We start from the raw sequence: 14261 nt of genomic DNA, 5'->3' as shown, positions 1-14261 counted from the left end.
CACAATTTCCAGGGAGGGCGGGGTTTTAGGGCAATGTGACGCTGACCGCATTTCCCGATTTTTCCGTCTGTTTCTTGAAAAACGGACAGTCTTTGCGACGTTTGCTGTCAAAAATTTAAGGTGAGTGTGGAAGGCCTTAATTACTATTTTGAGAACTTTTCTCATTGGTGGGGGCCGCTATGACCGTACTGCACAGCGTCGATTTTTTCCCGTCGGGAACATCTCCGATCGCGATTGAGCCACGGCTCCCGCAGGCCGCGTTTCCTGAACATCATCATGATTTTCATGAAATTGTGATTGTCGAGCATGGGACAGGCATTCATGTCTTCAACGGCCAGCCATACACCATCAGTGGCGGTATGGTGTGCTTCGTGCGCGATCGCGACAGGCATTTGTATGAACATACCGACAATCTGTGTCTGACCAACGTGCTCTATCGTTCCCCGGATGCGTTCCAGTTTCTGTCGGGATTGAACAAGCTACTGCCCCAGGAGCAGGATGGACACTACCCGTCTCACTGGCGGGTGAATCAGTCCACGTTGCAGCAGGTGCGCCAGCTGGTGAATCAAATGGAGCAGAGCGAGGACGGGCAGGAGACCCATGCCATTGCCACCCGCGAGCTGCTGTTTATGCAGCTGCTGGTGCTGTTGCGTCGCAGTAGCCTGGTTGAAGGGCTGGCAAATAACGACGCGCGGCTGAACCAGCTGATGGCCTGGCTGGAGGACCATTTCGCCGAGGACGTGTGCTGGGAAACGCTGGCGGATAATTTTTCGCTGTCGTTACGCACGCTGCATCGTCAGCTCAAGCAGCACACGGGGCTCACGCCGCAGCGCTACCTCAACCGCCTGCGCCTGATTAAAGCGCGTCACCTTTTACGTCACACCGACGAAAGCGTCACGGATATCGCGTATCGCTGCGGTTTCGGCGACAGTAATCACTTTTCGACCCTTTTTCGTCGCGAGTTTAGCTGGTCGCCGCGCGATATCCGTCAGGGGAAGGATGCTTCAATCCAGTAACGCGAAGGCAATCACCGTTTTATTGCCGCAAAATGGCTAATAATGTCCGGTTATTCACCGTAGAGGTTGTGGTGTGGCCGCTCAGTTAATTCTTCGCAAAGATGATTTTTTTGCCTCCGCGAGTCAGGCCGTCGCGGTGGCCGACCGCTACCCGCAAAATGTCTTTGCCGAGCATACCCACGAGTTTTGCGAACTGGTGCTCGTTTGGCGCGGCAACGGCTTACACATCCTCAACGACCGGCCCTACCGCATCACGCGTGGCGATCTGTTTTACATCCGCGGCGAAGACAAACACGCTTACGCCTCGGTTAACGATCTGGTTTTGCAGAACGTTATCTACTGCCCGGACAGGCTCAAACTGAATGTTGACTGGGCGGCTCATATCCCCGGTTTTCTCAATGCCAGAGGCGAACCCCACTGGCGCTTAAGCAGCAACGGCATGGCTCAGGTGCGCCAGACGATCTCCCAGCTGGAGCAGGAGAGCCAAAAGCACGATTCTGTGGCAAACCCGATGGCGGAGCTGCTTTTCGCCCAGTTGGTCATGACCCTTAAACGCCATCGTTATGCCACCGACAACCCCTCCGCGACCGCCCAGGAAGCGCTGCTGGACAAGCTGATCGCCCGGCTTGCGGGTAGCCTGAACAAAAGTTTCATGCTGGAAAAGTTCTGCGAGCAGGAGCAGTGCAGCGAGCGCGCACTGCGCCAGCAGTTCCGCACCCAGACGGGGATGACGGTGAACCACTACCTGCGCCAGCTGCGCATCTGCCACGCCCAGTATTTGTTGCAGCATACGGAGCTGATGGTCAGTGAAGTGGCGATGCGCTGCGGATTTGAGGACAGTAATTACTTTTCGGTGGTGTTTAATCGCGAGGTGGGGATGACGCCGGTTCAGTGGCGTCATCGCAGTCGAAAGGCAGCGTAATCAGTTCGCCATGCCGAGGCCGACAATGTTAGCGGCGATGATGATCACCACGCAGCCCAGGCTCAGAACGCCCACCGGACGACGCCCGGCGTTATTCCACTCTTTCAGCACCAGCCCAACCAGCCCGCCGCACAGCACGTAGAAGCTCATGTGCAGCATCCAGCTTATGTAGTCGTACTGTGGCGGAATGCTGGCGTGACCCCAGGCGTAGAAAAAGAACTGCAGATACCACATGAGGCCGCCCAGCATCGAAAGCAGCACGTTGGTGATAATTAAGGATTTTGCCAGCGAGAAATCCGCTTTTACTGACAGATCCTTCACTTTTGCCAGACGAATGAAGCAGAAGCCAAGGTTTACCAACGCGCCGCCGCCCATGATGACCACGTAGCTTGGCAGCGCCACGTACAGCGGGTCGACGCCCAGCGCGGCGGCCGCTTCGTGCATGGGTTTTGCGGCGTTCATGGCGAACGACATGCCCGCCGAGAAGATGCCGCACATCACTGCCAGCAGCAGCCCTTTCTTCAGGTTAAAGTCTTCGGCTCTGATGCCCATCTTGCGCTCTTTCAGCTGACCCGCTCGGGTGACGATACCCACGCCGATTACCGCGACAAGCACGCCCAGCAGCGTCATCTGCCCGCCTTTGGTGTTGATCAACACGTCGACATTACCGTTAAGAATGGGCGTCATCAGCGTGCCGACGATCAGCGTAATGCCAATCGCGATGCCGATACCCATCGACATCCCGAGGTAGCGCATGGTCAGTCCGTAGTTAATGTTGCCGATGCCCCACATCGCGCCGAACAGAAACACCGGCAGCAGGGTGGAAGCACTGAAGGAGGTGAAGTAGCCCCAAAAATCCGGGAGCAGCATGGCGCTAATGGTCCATGGCAAAATCAGCCAGGACACGGTACCGCCAACCGACCACATGGTTTCCCACGACCACCCTTTCACCTTTTTGAACGGGGCATAGAAACAGGCTGCACTGGCTGCGCCTATCAAATGCCAGAAGATACCCATCGTAATCGCATGATTCATTTTACGTCCTCATCGTTTTTATAGCCGGTGGCCTCCCCCCGACTTGATGAGTGTAAAAATTAGGCGGTTCAGGAACCTTCAGAAGGTTGCCGCACTTTGGTTTTGGATGGCAATCAGCGCGTTAACCTGGTGAGCAGACTCACAATTTTGCGTTTAGGCAAAACCTGAATAACCATATAAAAACTACGGCATTGATAATCATTTTCAATATCATTTAATTAACTATAATGAACCAACTGCTTACGCGGCATTAACAGCTGTGCCGCCCGACAATAATGGAGAGGATTATGAGTTATACACTGCCATCCCTGCCGTATGCCTACGACGCACTGGAACCGCATTTCGACAAGCAGACGATGGAAATCCATCACACTAAACACCACCAGACCTATGTGAACAACGCGAACGCCGCGCTGGAAAGCCTGCCAGAGTTCGCTAACCTGCCTGTTGAAGAGCTGATTACCAAACTGGACCAGCTGCCAGCAGACAAGAAAACCGTGCTGCGTAACAACGCTGGCGGTCACGCTAACCACAGCCTGTTCTGGAAAGGCCTGAAAACCGGCACCACCCTGCAGGGCGACCTGAAAGCGGCTATCGAGCGCGACTTCGGTTCCGTTGACAACTTCAAAGCGGAATTCGAAAAAGCCGCTGCGACCCGTTTCGGCTCTGGCTGGGCGTGGCTGGTTCTGAAAGGCGACAAGCTGGCGGTAGTGTCTACTGCTAACCAGGACTCCCCGCTGATGGGTGAAGCGATCTCTGGCGCATCCGGTTTCCCAATCCTGGGTCTGGACGTATGGGAACACGCTTACTACCTGAAGTTCCAGAACCGTCGCCCTGACTACATCAAAGCGTTCTGGGATGTGGTGAACTGGGACGAAGCAGCAGCGCGTTTCGCCGCTAAAAAATAAGGTTGCATTGACGCCTGTGAGAAGCGAGTCTTATGACTCGCTTTTTTTGTATCTGCGTAATGGAGGCAGCAATGCATTACCCGGTGAACGTGTTTACAGGCAAGGTCAGGGAGTACGACGGCAGCCGCCCGAGCGCCATCGCCAAAATGCAGGTCGACGGTGAACTGACGTTAACCGATCTCGGTCTGGCGGGTGACGAACAGGCCGAAAAGAAAATCCACGGCGGGCCGGAGCGCGCGCTGTGTCACTATCCGCGCGAGCACTACCAGCACTGGAAAGCGGAATTCCCCGAGCAGGCGGACCTCTTCGTTGCGCCCGCGTTTGGCGAAAATCTCTCGACCGAAGGGCTGACGGAGAAGAACGTCTTTATCGGCGATATCTACCGCTGGGGTGATGCCCTGATTCAGGTGACGCAGCCACGCTCGCCTTGCTTCAAGCTCAACTACCATTTCGGGATTCAGGATATGTCGGCCCAGCTGCAAAAAGCGGGTAAAACCGGCTGGCTGTACCGCGTGGTGCTGGCTGGGCAGGTTTCAGCGGACGCGCCGCTTGAGCTGGCGTCGCGCCTGAGCGATGTGTCTGTTTATGACGCCTGCGCCATTGCCTGGCATATGCCGTTTGACGACGAGCAGTATCACCGCCTGCTGTCGGCAGCGGGGTTATCAACCAGCTGGACCAGAACGATGCAGAAGCGGCGCTTAAGCGGCAAGATCGAGGATAATTCGCGGAGATTGTGGGGAAGATAAGGCTACGCCTTACCCCTCACCCTAACCCTCTCCCCAAAGGGGAGAGGGAACGTAAAACACCCTCGCCCCTTTGGGGAGAGGGCCGGGGTGAGGGGCGGGTGAAAACTACGAACGCTTATACAACGGTAGCCACAGCGTTAACCGTAGCCCACCCAGGGGGCTGTCGTCGGCTTTCACCCAGCCACGGTGCTGCTGCATGGCGGTTTCAACAATCGCCAAACCCAGCCCCGTGCCGCCAGACTCGCGGTCACGCGCTTCGTCGGTGCGGTAGAATGGACGGAAAATCTGCTCGCGATCTTCCGGGCTGACGCCAGGGCCGTCGTCATCGACAATGACGGTAATCCCGTCTTTATCCACCGAAAACGCCACTTCAATCTTCGTATGCGAGTAGCGCAGGGCGTTACGCACGATATTCTCCAGCGCGCTTTCCAGCGTATTGGGGTTACCGTACAGCGGCCACGGGCCCGGCGGGAAGTTGACGGTGAACGATTTACCCATCTGTTCAGCTTCGAACGCCGCGTTGTCCAGCACCTCATGCCACAGGTGATTGGCTTTCACCGTTTCGCTCACCAGCGCGTTTTTCTGCTGGTTGCGCGACATCACCAGCAGATCGTTGATCATGCTGTCCAGACGATGGGCTTCCGTCTCAATACGCTCCAGCTCTTTGCTTTCCCCGCTGCGGCGGCGCAGCAGCGCGGTGCCAAGCTGCAAGCGCGTGAGCGGGGTGCGCAGCTCGTGCGAGATATCCGACAGCAGCCGCTGCTGGGCGGTCATCATGCGATCCAGCGCGCTCACCATCTGGTTGAAACTGGTTCCTGCGGCCAGGAACTCCTGCGGCCCGGATTCCAGCTCAGGATGCTGCCGCAGGTTACCCTGCGCCACTTCATCGGCGGCGTTTTTCAGCTTACGCGCCGGTTTTGCCAGGCTCCACGCCAGCCATAGCAGCAGCGGGGAACTGACCAGCATCGTGACAATCAGCAGCAGAAGCGGACGGTCAAACAGCAGGTTGATGAAGTCGGACTGGGAACTGCTCGCGGGGCGAATCAGATAGAGCTGGTAGTTGTCTTCCCCATCCCGTACCGAGAAAGGACCGACCATTTCTACCCGACCATATTTCTTCTTCTGTGGGTGATCGGCGTTATCCGCCTGGCCAATAAAGTTGCGGATGATCTGCATTTCATTGCGATCGGCTCCAATCACGCGGCCTTCGCTGGTGACCAGCAAAAGACGTTGTCCGGGAGGCGCCCACTTATCGATAGCGCGAAAAAGCCTGCGCCACCACATCAAATCGTTCGGCGGATCGTTTGCCAGCTCCGCTTCCACGTGCTGTTCGATCATCACGCCCTGACGTTGCTCGCTGTCGAGAAGCTCCGTCATCTGGCGTGAGTCGAGTTTTGGCAACATCAAAACGAGCATTAAAACCAGTGCCAGCGTCAGCCAGAAGATGGCGAAGATGCGGGCGGTTAAGCTGCCTATCATGAAGCGGAAACCATCAGATAACCGCGACCACGCAGGGTTTTAAACCATGGGTGACCGTCTTTACGCTCCGGCAGCTTGCGGCGCAGGTTAGAGATGTGCATGTCGATGGCGCGGTCAAACGGGGTAAGGCGTTTGCCCAGCACTTCCTGACTTAAATGTTCACGCGATACCACCTGGCCGAGATGCTGTGCCAGCAGATACAGCAGGGTGAACTCCGTGCCGGTCAGCTCCAGCGTCTGGCCGTCGAAGCTCGCTTCCTGGCGGCCCGGGTTCAGGCTCAGGGAGTCCACTTCCAGCGTTGGCGAGCTGTTGTCGGTATTTTGCTGCTGCTCGCTCCAGTGGGAACGGCGCAGGATAGCGCGAATACGGGCCACCAGTTCACGGTCGTTGAACGGCTTCGGTAAATAGTCATCCGCACCCAGCTCAAGGCCGAGAACGCGGTCAAGTTCGCTGCCGCGCGCGGTCAGCATGATTACAGGCGTCTGGTGTGTCTGGCGAAGCTCTTTCAGCGTATCAATACCGTTTTTCTTCGGCATCATTACGTCGAGCAAAAGTAGATCGATGCTGTCGTCAAGGAGACTCAGCGCCTGCTCGCCATCATGGGCAACCAGGACGTTGAAACCTTCCATGTCGAGCAACTCCTTTAAAAGGGATGTGAGCTCTCGGTCATCATCAACTAACAGGATTTTATTCATTGTTTAAATACCTCCGAGGCAGAAATTACGACATCAAGGCTATCTAATCCATGACTTTACGTTGTTTTACACCCCCTGACGCATGTTTGCAGCCTGAATCGTAGACTGTCTCTCGTTGAATCGCGACACGAAAGATTTTGGGAGCAAGTGATGCGCAAAGTTACCGCTGCCGTCATGGCCTCAACGCTGGCGTTCAGTGCGTTTAGCCAGGCTGCTGTAGCTATCATCGGCGATAACGGTTCCTCGCAAGAGGGCGCAACGCACAGCAGCCAAAGCCATATGTTTGACGGCATAAGTTTAACCGAACATCAGCGTCAACAGATGCGAGATCTGATGCAGAGGGCACGACACGATCAGCCCCCTGTTAATGTTAGCGAAATGGAGACAATGCATCGCCTTGTCACCGCAGAAAATTTTGACGAAAGCGCTGTCCGTGCTCAGGCCGAAAAAATGGCACAGGAACAGGTTGCCCGCCAGGTAGAGATGGCGAAGGTCCGCAACCAAATGTTCCACCTGCTAACGCCCGAGCAGCAAGCGGTTTTGAATACCAAACATCAGCAGCGAATGGACCAGCTGCGTGAGGTTGCACGGATGCAGCGAAGCTCAGAAACAACGTTTTTCAGTAGCAATAGCAGTACCCGTAGTAACCAGTAAACCCTGTTTTCCTTGCCATAGACACCATCCCTGTCTTCCCCCACATGATGTGGGGGTTTTTTTTGTCATTATTTTATACTTTATATAATAATAACAATAAGCTATGGTGCTTACTTACGTTGCGGGATTTTTGGGATTTTAGTGAGAAAAGATAGAATTGCCTGATTAGATGCAATGTATGGTTTCATATTAACTGTAAGATCCCGCGAATTTCCTCAACATAACGCCTGCGTTCGGCACGCTAAAAAATCTACCCCTATCATCAATCATAATGTTTTCACGTTGTGCTTAATTTTCGAGGTAAGACGCCTAAGCGTAGGGTTTCAAACTGCTAAGATTTTTTGTCCTTTTATGCCACGATACTCAACGTGCTTGTACCCGGTATGACATGACAGCATATCTCAAGGCACGTTATCATTAATGCCAGAATCTAAACCGTATCGAGACTTCTGTGATTCTGGAGCTCGTACAGGGCATATCAATAAGCCAGGAGAACTTAAACTACTCCAATTACATTCTGGGTTGCAAGAACAGCATATTTTGTGGAATAAAAACGCAATTTTGAAGATTGTTTATGTTACGAGACGCATTTTTGTATAAAAATTAATTAAAGGGGTTGGCAGGAATGAGGTTTAAGTTTAAATGTTTTTATGCGGGAAAAATAAATATTAATATGTTGCGGAATGTGTTTATTGAATTATTGTGTGTTTTAATTATTGTTGTTTTTTTGAAAGTAAGTTTGGGTATTATTGGTGATACTCCTGACTATATTAATGTTCATGAATTCATTAGAATTTACTGGAAGTCAGCGCCAGTTATTCTTTTGTATCTGATTTTGCGCCTTTTTAATGTAAGAGTTCTTTTTTCATTGTATCTCGTTATATTGATTGCTACGGTCCTTACATTTATAAATTCAACAAAGTTGTCGCTAACTGGCCAGCCACTATCCTACAATGATATTGTTGCTGGTTCAAATATCTCCTTGGCTTCTAAATATCTTTCTTATAATAATTTTTTTCTTTTTTTAGGGGTTGTTTTTATTGGAGGGTTAGTATTAATTTTAGATAATAAGTTGAAAATTCATAAGACAAGTAAGTCCGTCTTGGTGGTATTTTTGATACCTACAATGTTTATGGCATTTTCATCTTATTCTAATACCATTCGAGTGTTACCTGGTTGGATTGTTGAAAGAGTCAATCTTCTAAATAACAAATACGATGTTAATTATTTTTCATGGGATTGGCCGGGCAATGTAAGTCAACACGGTTTGCCTCTTCATCTGATTCAGACTAGTATTCGTACCTCAATACCTGAGTTAGCTAAAAACGATGTGGGTAAGTATGTTGCGTTGCGTGCTCAATATATTTCTGGTGAGCCTAAAAATAAGACGGTAATATTTATTTTATGTGAGTCGTGTTGGTATGATAATAACAACTTTAAAGATCTATACCAACCATTAATGGATACTGGTTTTGTTGCTTTAAGGGCTACATCTCCACATTATGGGGCTGGTACAGCTAACATAGAGTTTGAAATGTTGACCGGCTTACCAAGTACGAGTAAGTACCTTTCAGGTATCATCTATCAGGAATATGTTGATGCATTTAAGGTTAATGCTGAATCTTTTCCTCAAGCTTTAAAAAATAAAGGATACGCTACATTTGCTGCTCATAACAATAATAGAACATTTTGGCGCAGAGGTGATGTTTACCGTAAGTTTGGTTTTGATCAGTTTGTCGATATAACCCAAATGGGGGATGTGCCAGTTGATATATTAAAAAATAAGAAGCCTTGGCAGTGGCAAACAGATGATATCGTTCTTTATCGCTCAGCATTAAAGGAGCTACGTGAGAAAAAGGGACAGCCAATTTTTATGAACCTTATAACCATGGGTACTCACGGGCCTTACCCACATCTGAATGATTCTGGCGAAACAGCCTATAAATATGAAGTTGCGGAGTCAATTTCTCGTTTAGTGAGTTTTGCTCAAGAGGTTCAAAAGCTCGACAAAGATGCGGTTATTATTGTATATGGTGATCATAAGCCTGCACTAAATAAATATTTTTATGAAAACAATGTTATCTCGCGAAATTTGTTCTCAACTGTTGGTGATAAAGATGAGGATTTTAACTTTAAAGTTATTGCTACGCCTTTAGATTTGGGGGATGTCCCTGTTTTTATAAAGTCTAACGATATGGCTGCTGTTACGGGTTTTGTAAAAGATGCGAACAAGAAACCCTATTTTTGTTTAGCTTCGTTTGCGGATAAATATTTTATAAATTCTGATGTCTTTGCTGTAAAATACACTCAGAATAACGGTTGTCAAAACCCAATGTATACTGATTATGACGGTTATAAATCTTTAATAAACAGTATTCCATCATGGGTTTACGCAATATCATTGTTCGAAAATATACCGTAATAAATTTAGGGGGATATGATACGTTTGGCCATCACCATTTCCCCAAATTTATGCTGCTTTCGCCTTAACTTGTCAACATCATCACTTCGTTACGATGATGAGAAGGAGCTTCACAATTGGAGGTCATGTTAAAGACCGACGTGGTACAAAATGTGAACATTACAAGAAATTAAAACTTTGGTTTCAAAGACATAAATTAATAGTAAGACACCATCCCTGTCTTCCCCCACATGATGTGGGGGTTTTTTTTGCCCCGCATTCTGATTTGTTAACCGTTTATTCATCCTTTGCCTCCCCATGCTTCCGTTATACTAGCGGCATGACATGACAGGAGCGTTTATGAATCAATCCTATGGAAGGCTGGTAAGCCGGGCCGCCATTGCGGCCACCGTCATGGCCTCTGGCCTGCTGCTGATTAAAATCTTTGCCTGGTGGTACACCGGCTCGGTCAGTATTCTGGCGGCGCTGGTGGATTCACTGGTGGATATTGCTGCCTCGCTGACCAACCTGCTGGTGGTGCGATACTCGCTGCAGCCGGCGGATGAAGAGCACACGTTTGGACACGGCAAAGCGGAGTCGCTGGCCGCGCTGGCGCAAAGTATGTTCATTTCTGGCTCGGCACTGTTCCTGTTTTTGACCGGTATTCAACATCTGGTTTCGCCTTCACCGATGAATAATCCCGGTGTCGGCGTGGTCGTCACGGTAATTGCACTTATAAGCACACTTGTTCTGGTAACGTTCCAGCGCTGGGTCGTTCGCAAAACGCAAAGTCAGGCTGTACGGGCGGATATGCTTCATTATCAATCTGATGTTATGATGAATGGGGCTATTCTTATTGCGCTCGGTCTGGCCTGGTATGGCTGGCATCGGGCCGATGCGTTGTTTGCGTTAGGGATTGGTATCTATATTTTATATAGCGCCCTGCGGATGGGGTATGACGCGGTGCAATCACTGCTCGATCGCGCTCTTCCGGACTCGGAACGTAATGAAATTTTTTCCATCGTGACCTCCTGGCCCGGCGTCAGCGGTGCACACGATCTTCGAACGCGGCAGTCAGGGCCGACCCGCTTTATTCAGATTCATATTGAAATGGAAGACAACCTGCCGCTGGTTCAGGCTCACGTGATTGCTGAACAGGTCGAGCAGGCGATTTTGCAGCGTTTTCCTGGTTCAGACGTCATCATTCACCAGGATCCCTGCTCGGTTGTACCCGGACATGTTGGGCTTTCGTAATTCGTTGTAAAAAAGTGAGCCAGGCCAGCATTTTGTGTATAAATTACCGCCATTTGGTCTGACCTGAATCAATTCAGCCAGAAGGGATTGATATACTATTTGCAGTATTCGTTGGTCGATAAGTTTCTTCCGGCAACAGATTTCAATTTTGCATTCCTAAGTTCAGAGGTAGTCATGATTAAGAAAATCGGTGTGTTGACAAGCGGCGGTGATGCGCCGGGCATGAACGCGGCAATTCGTGGGGTTGTCCGTGCAGCGCTGACGGAAGGTCTGGAAGTTTTTGGTATCTATGATGGTTACCTGGGTCTGTATGAAGACCGTATGGTTCAGCTCGACCGCTACAGCGTGTCTGACATGATCAACCGTGGCGGTACCTTCCTTGGGTCTGCGCGCTTCCCGGAATTCCGTGACGAACACATCCGTGAAGTGGCTATCGAGAACATGAAAAAGCGTGGCCTGGACGCGCTGGTGGTCATCGGCGGTGACGGCTCGTACATGGGTGCAAAACGTCTGACCGAAATGGGCTTCCCGTGCATCGGCCTGCCGGGCACCATCGACAACGACATCAAAGGCACTGACTACACCATCGGTTACTTCACCGCGCTGGGCACCGTTGTGGAAGCCATTGACCGTCTGCGTGACACCTCCTCTTCTCACCAGCGTATCTCTATCGTTGAAGTGATGGGCCGTTACTGCGGCGACCTGACCCTGGCGGCGGCTATCGCCGGTGGCTGTGAGTTCGTCGTGGTTCCTGAAGTGGAGTTCAGCCGCGAAGATCTGGTCGCTGAAATCAAAGCGGGCATCGCGAAGGGTAAGAAACACGCGATCGTGGCTATCACCGAGCACATCTGTGACGTTGACGAGCTGGCGAAGTACATCGAAACCGAAACCAAACGCGAAACCCGCGCAACTGTTTTGGGTCACATCCAGCGCGGCGGTTCCCCAGGCCCGTACGACCGTATCCTGGCATCCCGTATGGGTGCGTACGCTATCGAGCTGCTGCTGCAGGGCCACGGCGGCCGCTGCGTCGGTATTCAGAACGAACAGCTGGTTCACCATGACATCATCGACGCGATTGAAAACATGAAGCGTCCGTTCAAAGGTGACTGGCTGGACTGCGCCAAAAAACTGTACTGATCCTTCAAGCCCTCTTCTTTCAGAAGAGGGCTTTTATTCCTCTTCGTTATAGCCAATCTTTTTTTATTCTTTAATCCTCGATTCGCTTTCTGGCACGCTGCATTCATCAAAACACTAAACAAGAGAGCTGGGCGATGAATAAATGGGGCGTGGGTTTAACGTTATTGCTGGCATCGACCAGCGTTCTGGCAAAGGACATCCAGTTACTGAACGTGTCGTACGACCCGACGCGTGAGCTGTACGATCAATACAACAAAGCCTTTGCGGCGCACTACAAACAGGAAACCGGCGATAATGTGGTAATTCGTCAGTCTCACGGTGGCTCCGGTAAGCAGGCGACCTCTGTGATTAACGGTATTGAAGCCGACGTGGTGACCCTGGCGCTGGCCTATGATGTCGACGCCATCGCCGAGCGTGGTCGTATCGACAAAAACTGGATCAAACGTTTGCCGGATAACTCCGCGCCATACACCTCGACCATCGTCTTCCTGGTGCGTAAAGGAAACCCGAAGCAGATTAAGGACTGGAACGACCTGATCAAACCGGGCGTTTCTGTGATTACCCCGAACCCGAAAAGCTCCGGCGGCGCACGCTGGAACTACCTGGCGGCCTGGGGCTACGCGCTGCACCACAACAACGGTGACCAGGCTAAAGCGCAGGAATTCGTCAAATCCCTGTACAAAAACGTCGAAGTGCTGGACTCCGGTGCACGCGGTGCCACTAACACCTTCGTCGAACGCGGCATTGGCGACGTGCTGATTGCGTGGGAAAACGAAGCCCTGCTGGCGACCCACGAGCTGGGTAAAGACAAGTTTGAGATCGTGACCCCGAGCGAATCCATCCTCGCTGAGCCGACCGTTTCCGTGGTCGATAAGGTCGTTGATAAGAAAGGCACCAAAGCGGTGGCGGAAGCCTACCTGAAGTATCTTTACTCGCCGGAAGGCCAGGAAATCGCGGCGAAGAACTTCTATCGTCCACGCGATGCGGCTGTCGCGAAGAAATACGATAGCGAATTCCCGAAACTGAAGCTCTTCACCATTGATGATGTGTTCGGCGGCTGGACGAAAGCGCAGAAAGAGCATTTCTCTAATGGCGGCACCTTCGACCAGATTAGCCAGCGCTAAACGACAACAAACGACACGGCGACCCGGTGTGAGAAATCCACCGGGTTTTTTATTTGGTCATCATTTTGCGTTACTCTTTTGCCTCTATTGAAAACAGGGAACGCGTTGTGAAAAAAATTATCTTACTGATCCTGATTGTCATCGCCCTTGCCGCAGGCGGCGTGTACTGGATAAAAGCGGGTAATCCGAATGCGTTGCGCCATATCGTTCTCGACCAGTGCCTGCCTAATCAACTGCAACACCGTAACCCGGCGCCCTGCGCACAGGTGAAGCCTGACGCGGGCTATGTGGTATTTAAAGACCGCAACGGGCCGCTGCAGTATCTGCTGATGCCAACGTACCGCATCAATGGCACCGAAAGCCCGCTCCTGACCGAGCCTCACACGCCGAACTTCTTCTGGCTGGCGTGGCAGTCGCGCAGCTTTATGACCATGAAGCGTGGCTCCGAGGTGCCGGACAGCGCCATTTCGCTGACGATTAACTCTCCGACAGGCCGTACGCAGAACCATTTTCATATCCATATCTCCTGCCTGCGCCCGGACGTGCGCGAGAAGCTTAACGCGGCGCAGGGAGAAATCAGCACCCAGTGGCTACCGTTCCCGGGCGGGCTGGAAGGGCATGAGTATCTCGCTCGCCGGGTGACGGAGAATGAACTGGTCCAGCGCAGCCCGTTTATGATGCTGGCGGAAGAGCTACCGGAAGCGCGCGACCATATGGGGCGTTTCGCGCTGGCAATGGCACAGCAGTCGGATGGATCTTTTATTCTGCTGGCTACGGAGCGTAACCTGCTCACGCTCAACCGCGCTTCGGCAGAGGAATTGCAGGATCATCAATGCGCTATCCTGAAGTAACCCCACCATAAATCGCGTTTACTCGGGCTGCCTGTCACC

The 14261-nt window shown here is 51.7% G+C and carries 13 protein-coding genes; 10 read left to right on the top strand and 3 right to left on the bottom strand.

The features are described 5' to 3' along the window. Positions 1 to 179: 179 nt before the first annotated feature. A complete protein-coding gene (rhaS, locus tag ACR42C_RS22540; RefSeq protein WP_316380710.1) occupies positions 180 to 1016 on the top strand; it encodes an HTH-type transcriptional activator RhaS in 837 nt (278 codons plus the stop codon). A 73-nt stretch (positions 1017 to 1089) separates the two neighbouring features. Next, positions 1090 to 1938, top strand: a complete 849-nt coding sequence (gene rhaR, locus ACR42C_RS22535; RefSeq protein WP_116343763.1) for an HTH-type transcriptional activator RhaR — start codon at positions 1090 to 1092, stop codon at positions 1936 to 1938. Here the strand turns inward: rhaR and rhaT are convergent, their stop codons facing one another. Continuing rightward, the gene (gene rhaT / locus ACR42C_RS22530) at positions 1939 to 2973 is read right to left on the bottom strand and encodes an L-rhamnose/proton symporter RhaT (RefSeq protein ID WP_479984582.1); all 1035 of its coding nucleotides are present in this window, start codon (positions 2971 to 2973) and stop codon (positions 1939 to 1941) included. A gap of 287 nt (positions 2974 to 3260) precedes the next feature. Here rhaT and sodA point away from each other — a divergent pair, with 287 nt between their 5' ends. Further along, a complete protein-coding gene (gene sodA, locus ACR42C_RS22525) occupies positions 3261 to 3881 on the top strand; it encodes a superoxide dismutase [Mn] (protein WP_003861999.1) in 621 nt (206 codons plus the stop codon). 71 nt (positions 3882 to 3952) lie between these two features. After that, a complete protein-coding gene (gene yiiM / locus ACR42C_RS22520) occupies positions 3953 to 4627 on the top strand; it encodes a 6-hydroxyaminopurine reductase (protein WP_479984581.1) in 675 nt (224 codons plus the stop codon). 105 nt (positions 4628 to 4732) lie between these two features. On the opposite strand, the gene cpxA is transcribed toward yiiM, so the two are convergent. Both cpxA and cpxR read right to left on the bottom strand, forming a co-directional pair. Continuing rightward, the gene (gene cpxA / locus ACR42C_RS22515; RefSeq protein ID WP_015569937.1) at positions 4733 to 6106 is read right to left on the bottom strand and encodes an envelope stress sensor histidine kinase CpxA; all 1374 of its coding nucleotides are present in this window, start codon (positions 6104 to 6106) and stop codon (positions 4733 to 4735) included. Next, on the bottom strand, positions 6103 to 6801 hold the full coding sequence (cpxR, locus tag ACR42C_RS22510; protein ID WP_006179159.1) for an envelope stress response regulator transcription factor CpxR: 699 nt from the start codon (positions 6799 to 6801) through the stop codon (positions 6103 to 6105). The genes cpxA and cpxR overlap by 4 nt, the downstream gene beginning before the upstream one ends. Before the next feature lie 150 nt (positions 6802 to 6951). Here cpxR and cpxP point away from each other — a divergent pair, with 150 nt between their 5' ends. From cpxP to ACR42C_RS22480, 6 genes are all read left to right on the top strand, one after another. Further along, complete coding sequence (gene cpxP / locus ACR42C_RS22505) at positions 6952 to 7455, top strand: cell-envelope stress modulator CpxP (RefSeq protein WP_061096505.1); 504 nt, start codon at positions 6952 to 6954, stop codon at positions 7453 to 7455. Between the two features lie 625 nt (positions 7456 to 8080). Further along, positions 8081 to 9877, top strand: coding sequence for an LTA synthase family protein (locus tag ACR42C_RS22500; RefSeq protein WP_479984580.1), 1797 nt, complete (start codon positions 8081 to 8083; stop codon positions 9875 to 9877). A 339-nt stretch (positions 9878 to 10216) separates the two neighbouring features. After that, a complete protein-coding gene (gene fieF / locus ACR42C_RS22495; RefSeq protein ID WP_028014853.1) occupies positions 10217 to 11110 on the top strand; it encodes a CDF family cation-efflux transporter FieF in 894 nt (297 codons plus the stop codon). Between the two features lie 174 nt (positions 11111 to 11284). Next, a complete protein-coding gene (gene pfkA, locus ACR42C_RS22490; protein ID WP_028014852.1) occupies positions 11285 to 12247 on the top strand; it encodes a 6-phosphofructokinase in 963 nt (320 codons plus the stop codon). A gap of 134 nt (positions 12248 to 12381) precedes the next feature. Next, positions 12382 to 13371, top strand: a complete 990-nt coding sequence (locus tag ACR42C_RS22485; RefSeq protein ID WP_116343768.1) for a sulfate ABC transporter substrate-binding protein — start codon at positions 12382 to 12384, stop codon at positions 13369 to 13371. A 107-nt stretch (positions 13372 to 13478) separates the two neighbouring features. Beyond that, positions 13479 to 14222, top strand: coding sequence for a CDP-diacylglycerol diphosphatase (locus ACR42C_RS22480; protein WP_116343769.1), 744 nt, complete (start codon positions 13479 to 13481; stop codon positions 14220 to 14222). Positions 14223 to 14261 lie beyond the last annotated feature (39 nt).

The sequence above is a fragment of the Enterobacter sp. MG-EB028 genome (genome assembly GCF_056673305.1).
This window is presented reverse-complemented; position numbering and strand designations above follow the sequence as displayed.

Excerpts from the sequence above, each read along its gene's own strand:
- rhaS (WP_316380710.1), top strand. The coding sequence starts at position 180 with ATGACCGTACTGCACAGCGTCGATTTTTTCCCGTCGGGAACATCTCCG.
- rhaT (WP_479984582.1), bottom strand. The coding sequence starts at position 2,973 with ATGAATCATGCGATTACGATGGGTATCTTCTGGCATTTGATAGGCGCA.
- sodA (WP_003861999.1), top strand. The coding sequence starts at position 3,261 with ATGAGTTATACACTGCCATCCCTGCCGTATGCCTACGACGCACTGGAA.
- yiiM (WP_479984581.1), top strand. The coding sequence starts at position 3,953 with ATGCATTACCCGGTGAACGTGTTTACAGGCAAGGTCAGGGAGTACGAC.
- cpxA (WP_015569937.1), bottom strand. The coding sequence starts at position 6,106 with ATGATAGGCAGCTTAACCGCCCGCATCTTCGCCATCTTCTGGCTGACG.
- cpxR (WP_006179159.1), bottom strand. The coding sequence starts at position 6,801 with ATGAATAAAATCCTGTTAGTTGATGATGACCGAGAGCTCACATCCCTT.
- cpxP (WP_061096505.1), top strand. The coding sequence starts at position 6,952 with ATGCGCAAAGTTACCGCTGCCGTCATGGCCTCAACGCTGGCGTTCAGT.
- ACR42C_RS22500 (WP_479984580.1), top strand. The coding sequence starts at position 8,081 with ATGAGGTTTAAGTTTAAATGTTTTTATGCGGGAAAAATAAATATTAAT.
- fieF (WP_028014853.1), top strand. The coding sequence starts at position 10,217 with ATGAATCAATCCTATGGAAGGCTGGTAAGCCGGGCCGCCATTGCGGCC.
- pfkA (WP_028014852.1), top strand. The coding sequence starts at position 11,285 with ATGATTAAGAAAATCGGTGTGTTGACAAGCGGCGGTGATGCGCCGGGC.
- ACR42C_RS22485 (WP_116343768.1), top strand. The coding sequence starts at position 12,382 with ATGAATAAATGGGGCGTGGGTTTAACGTTATTGCTGGCATCGACCAGC.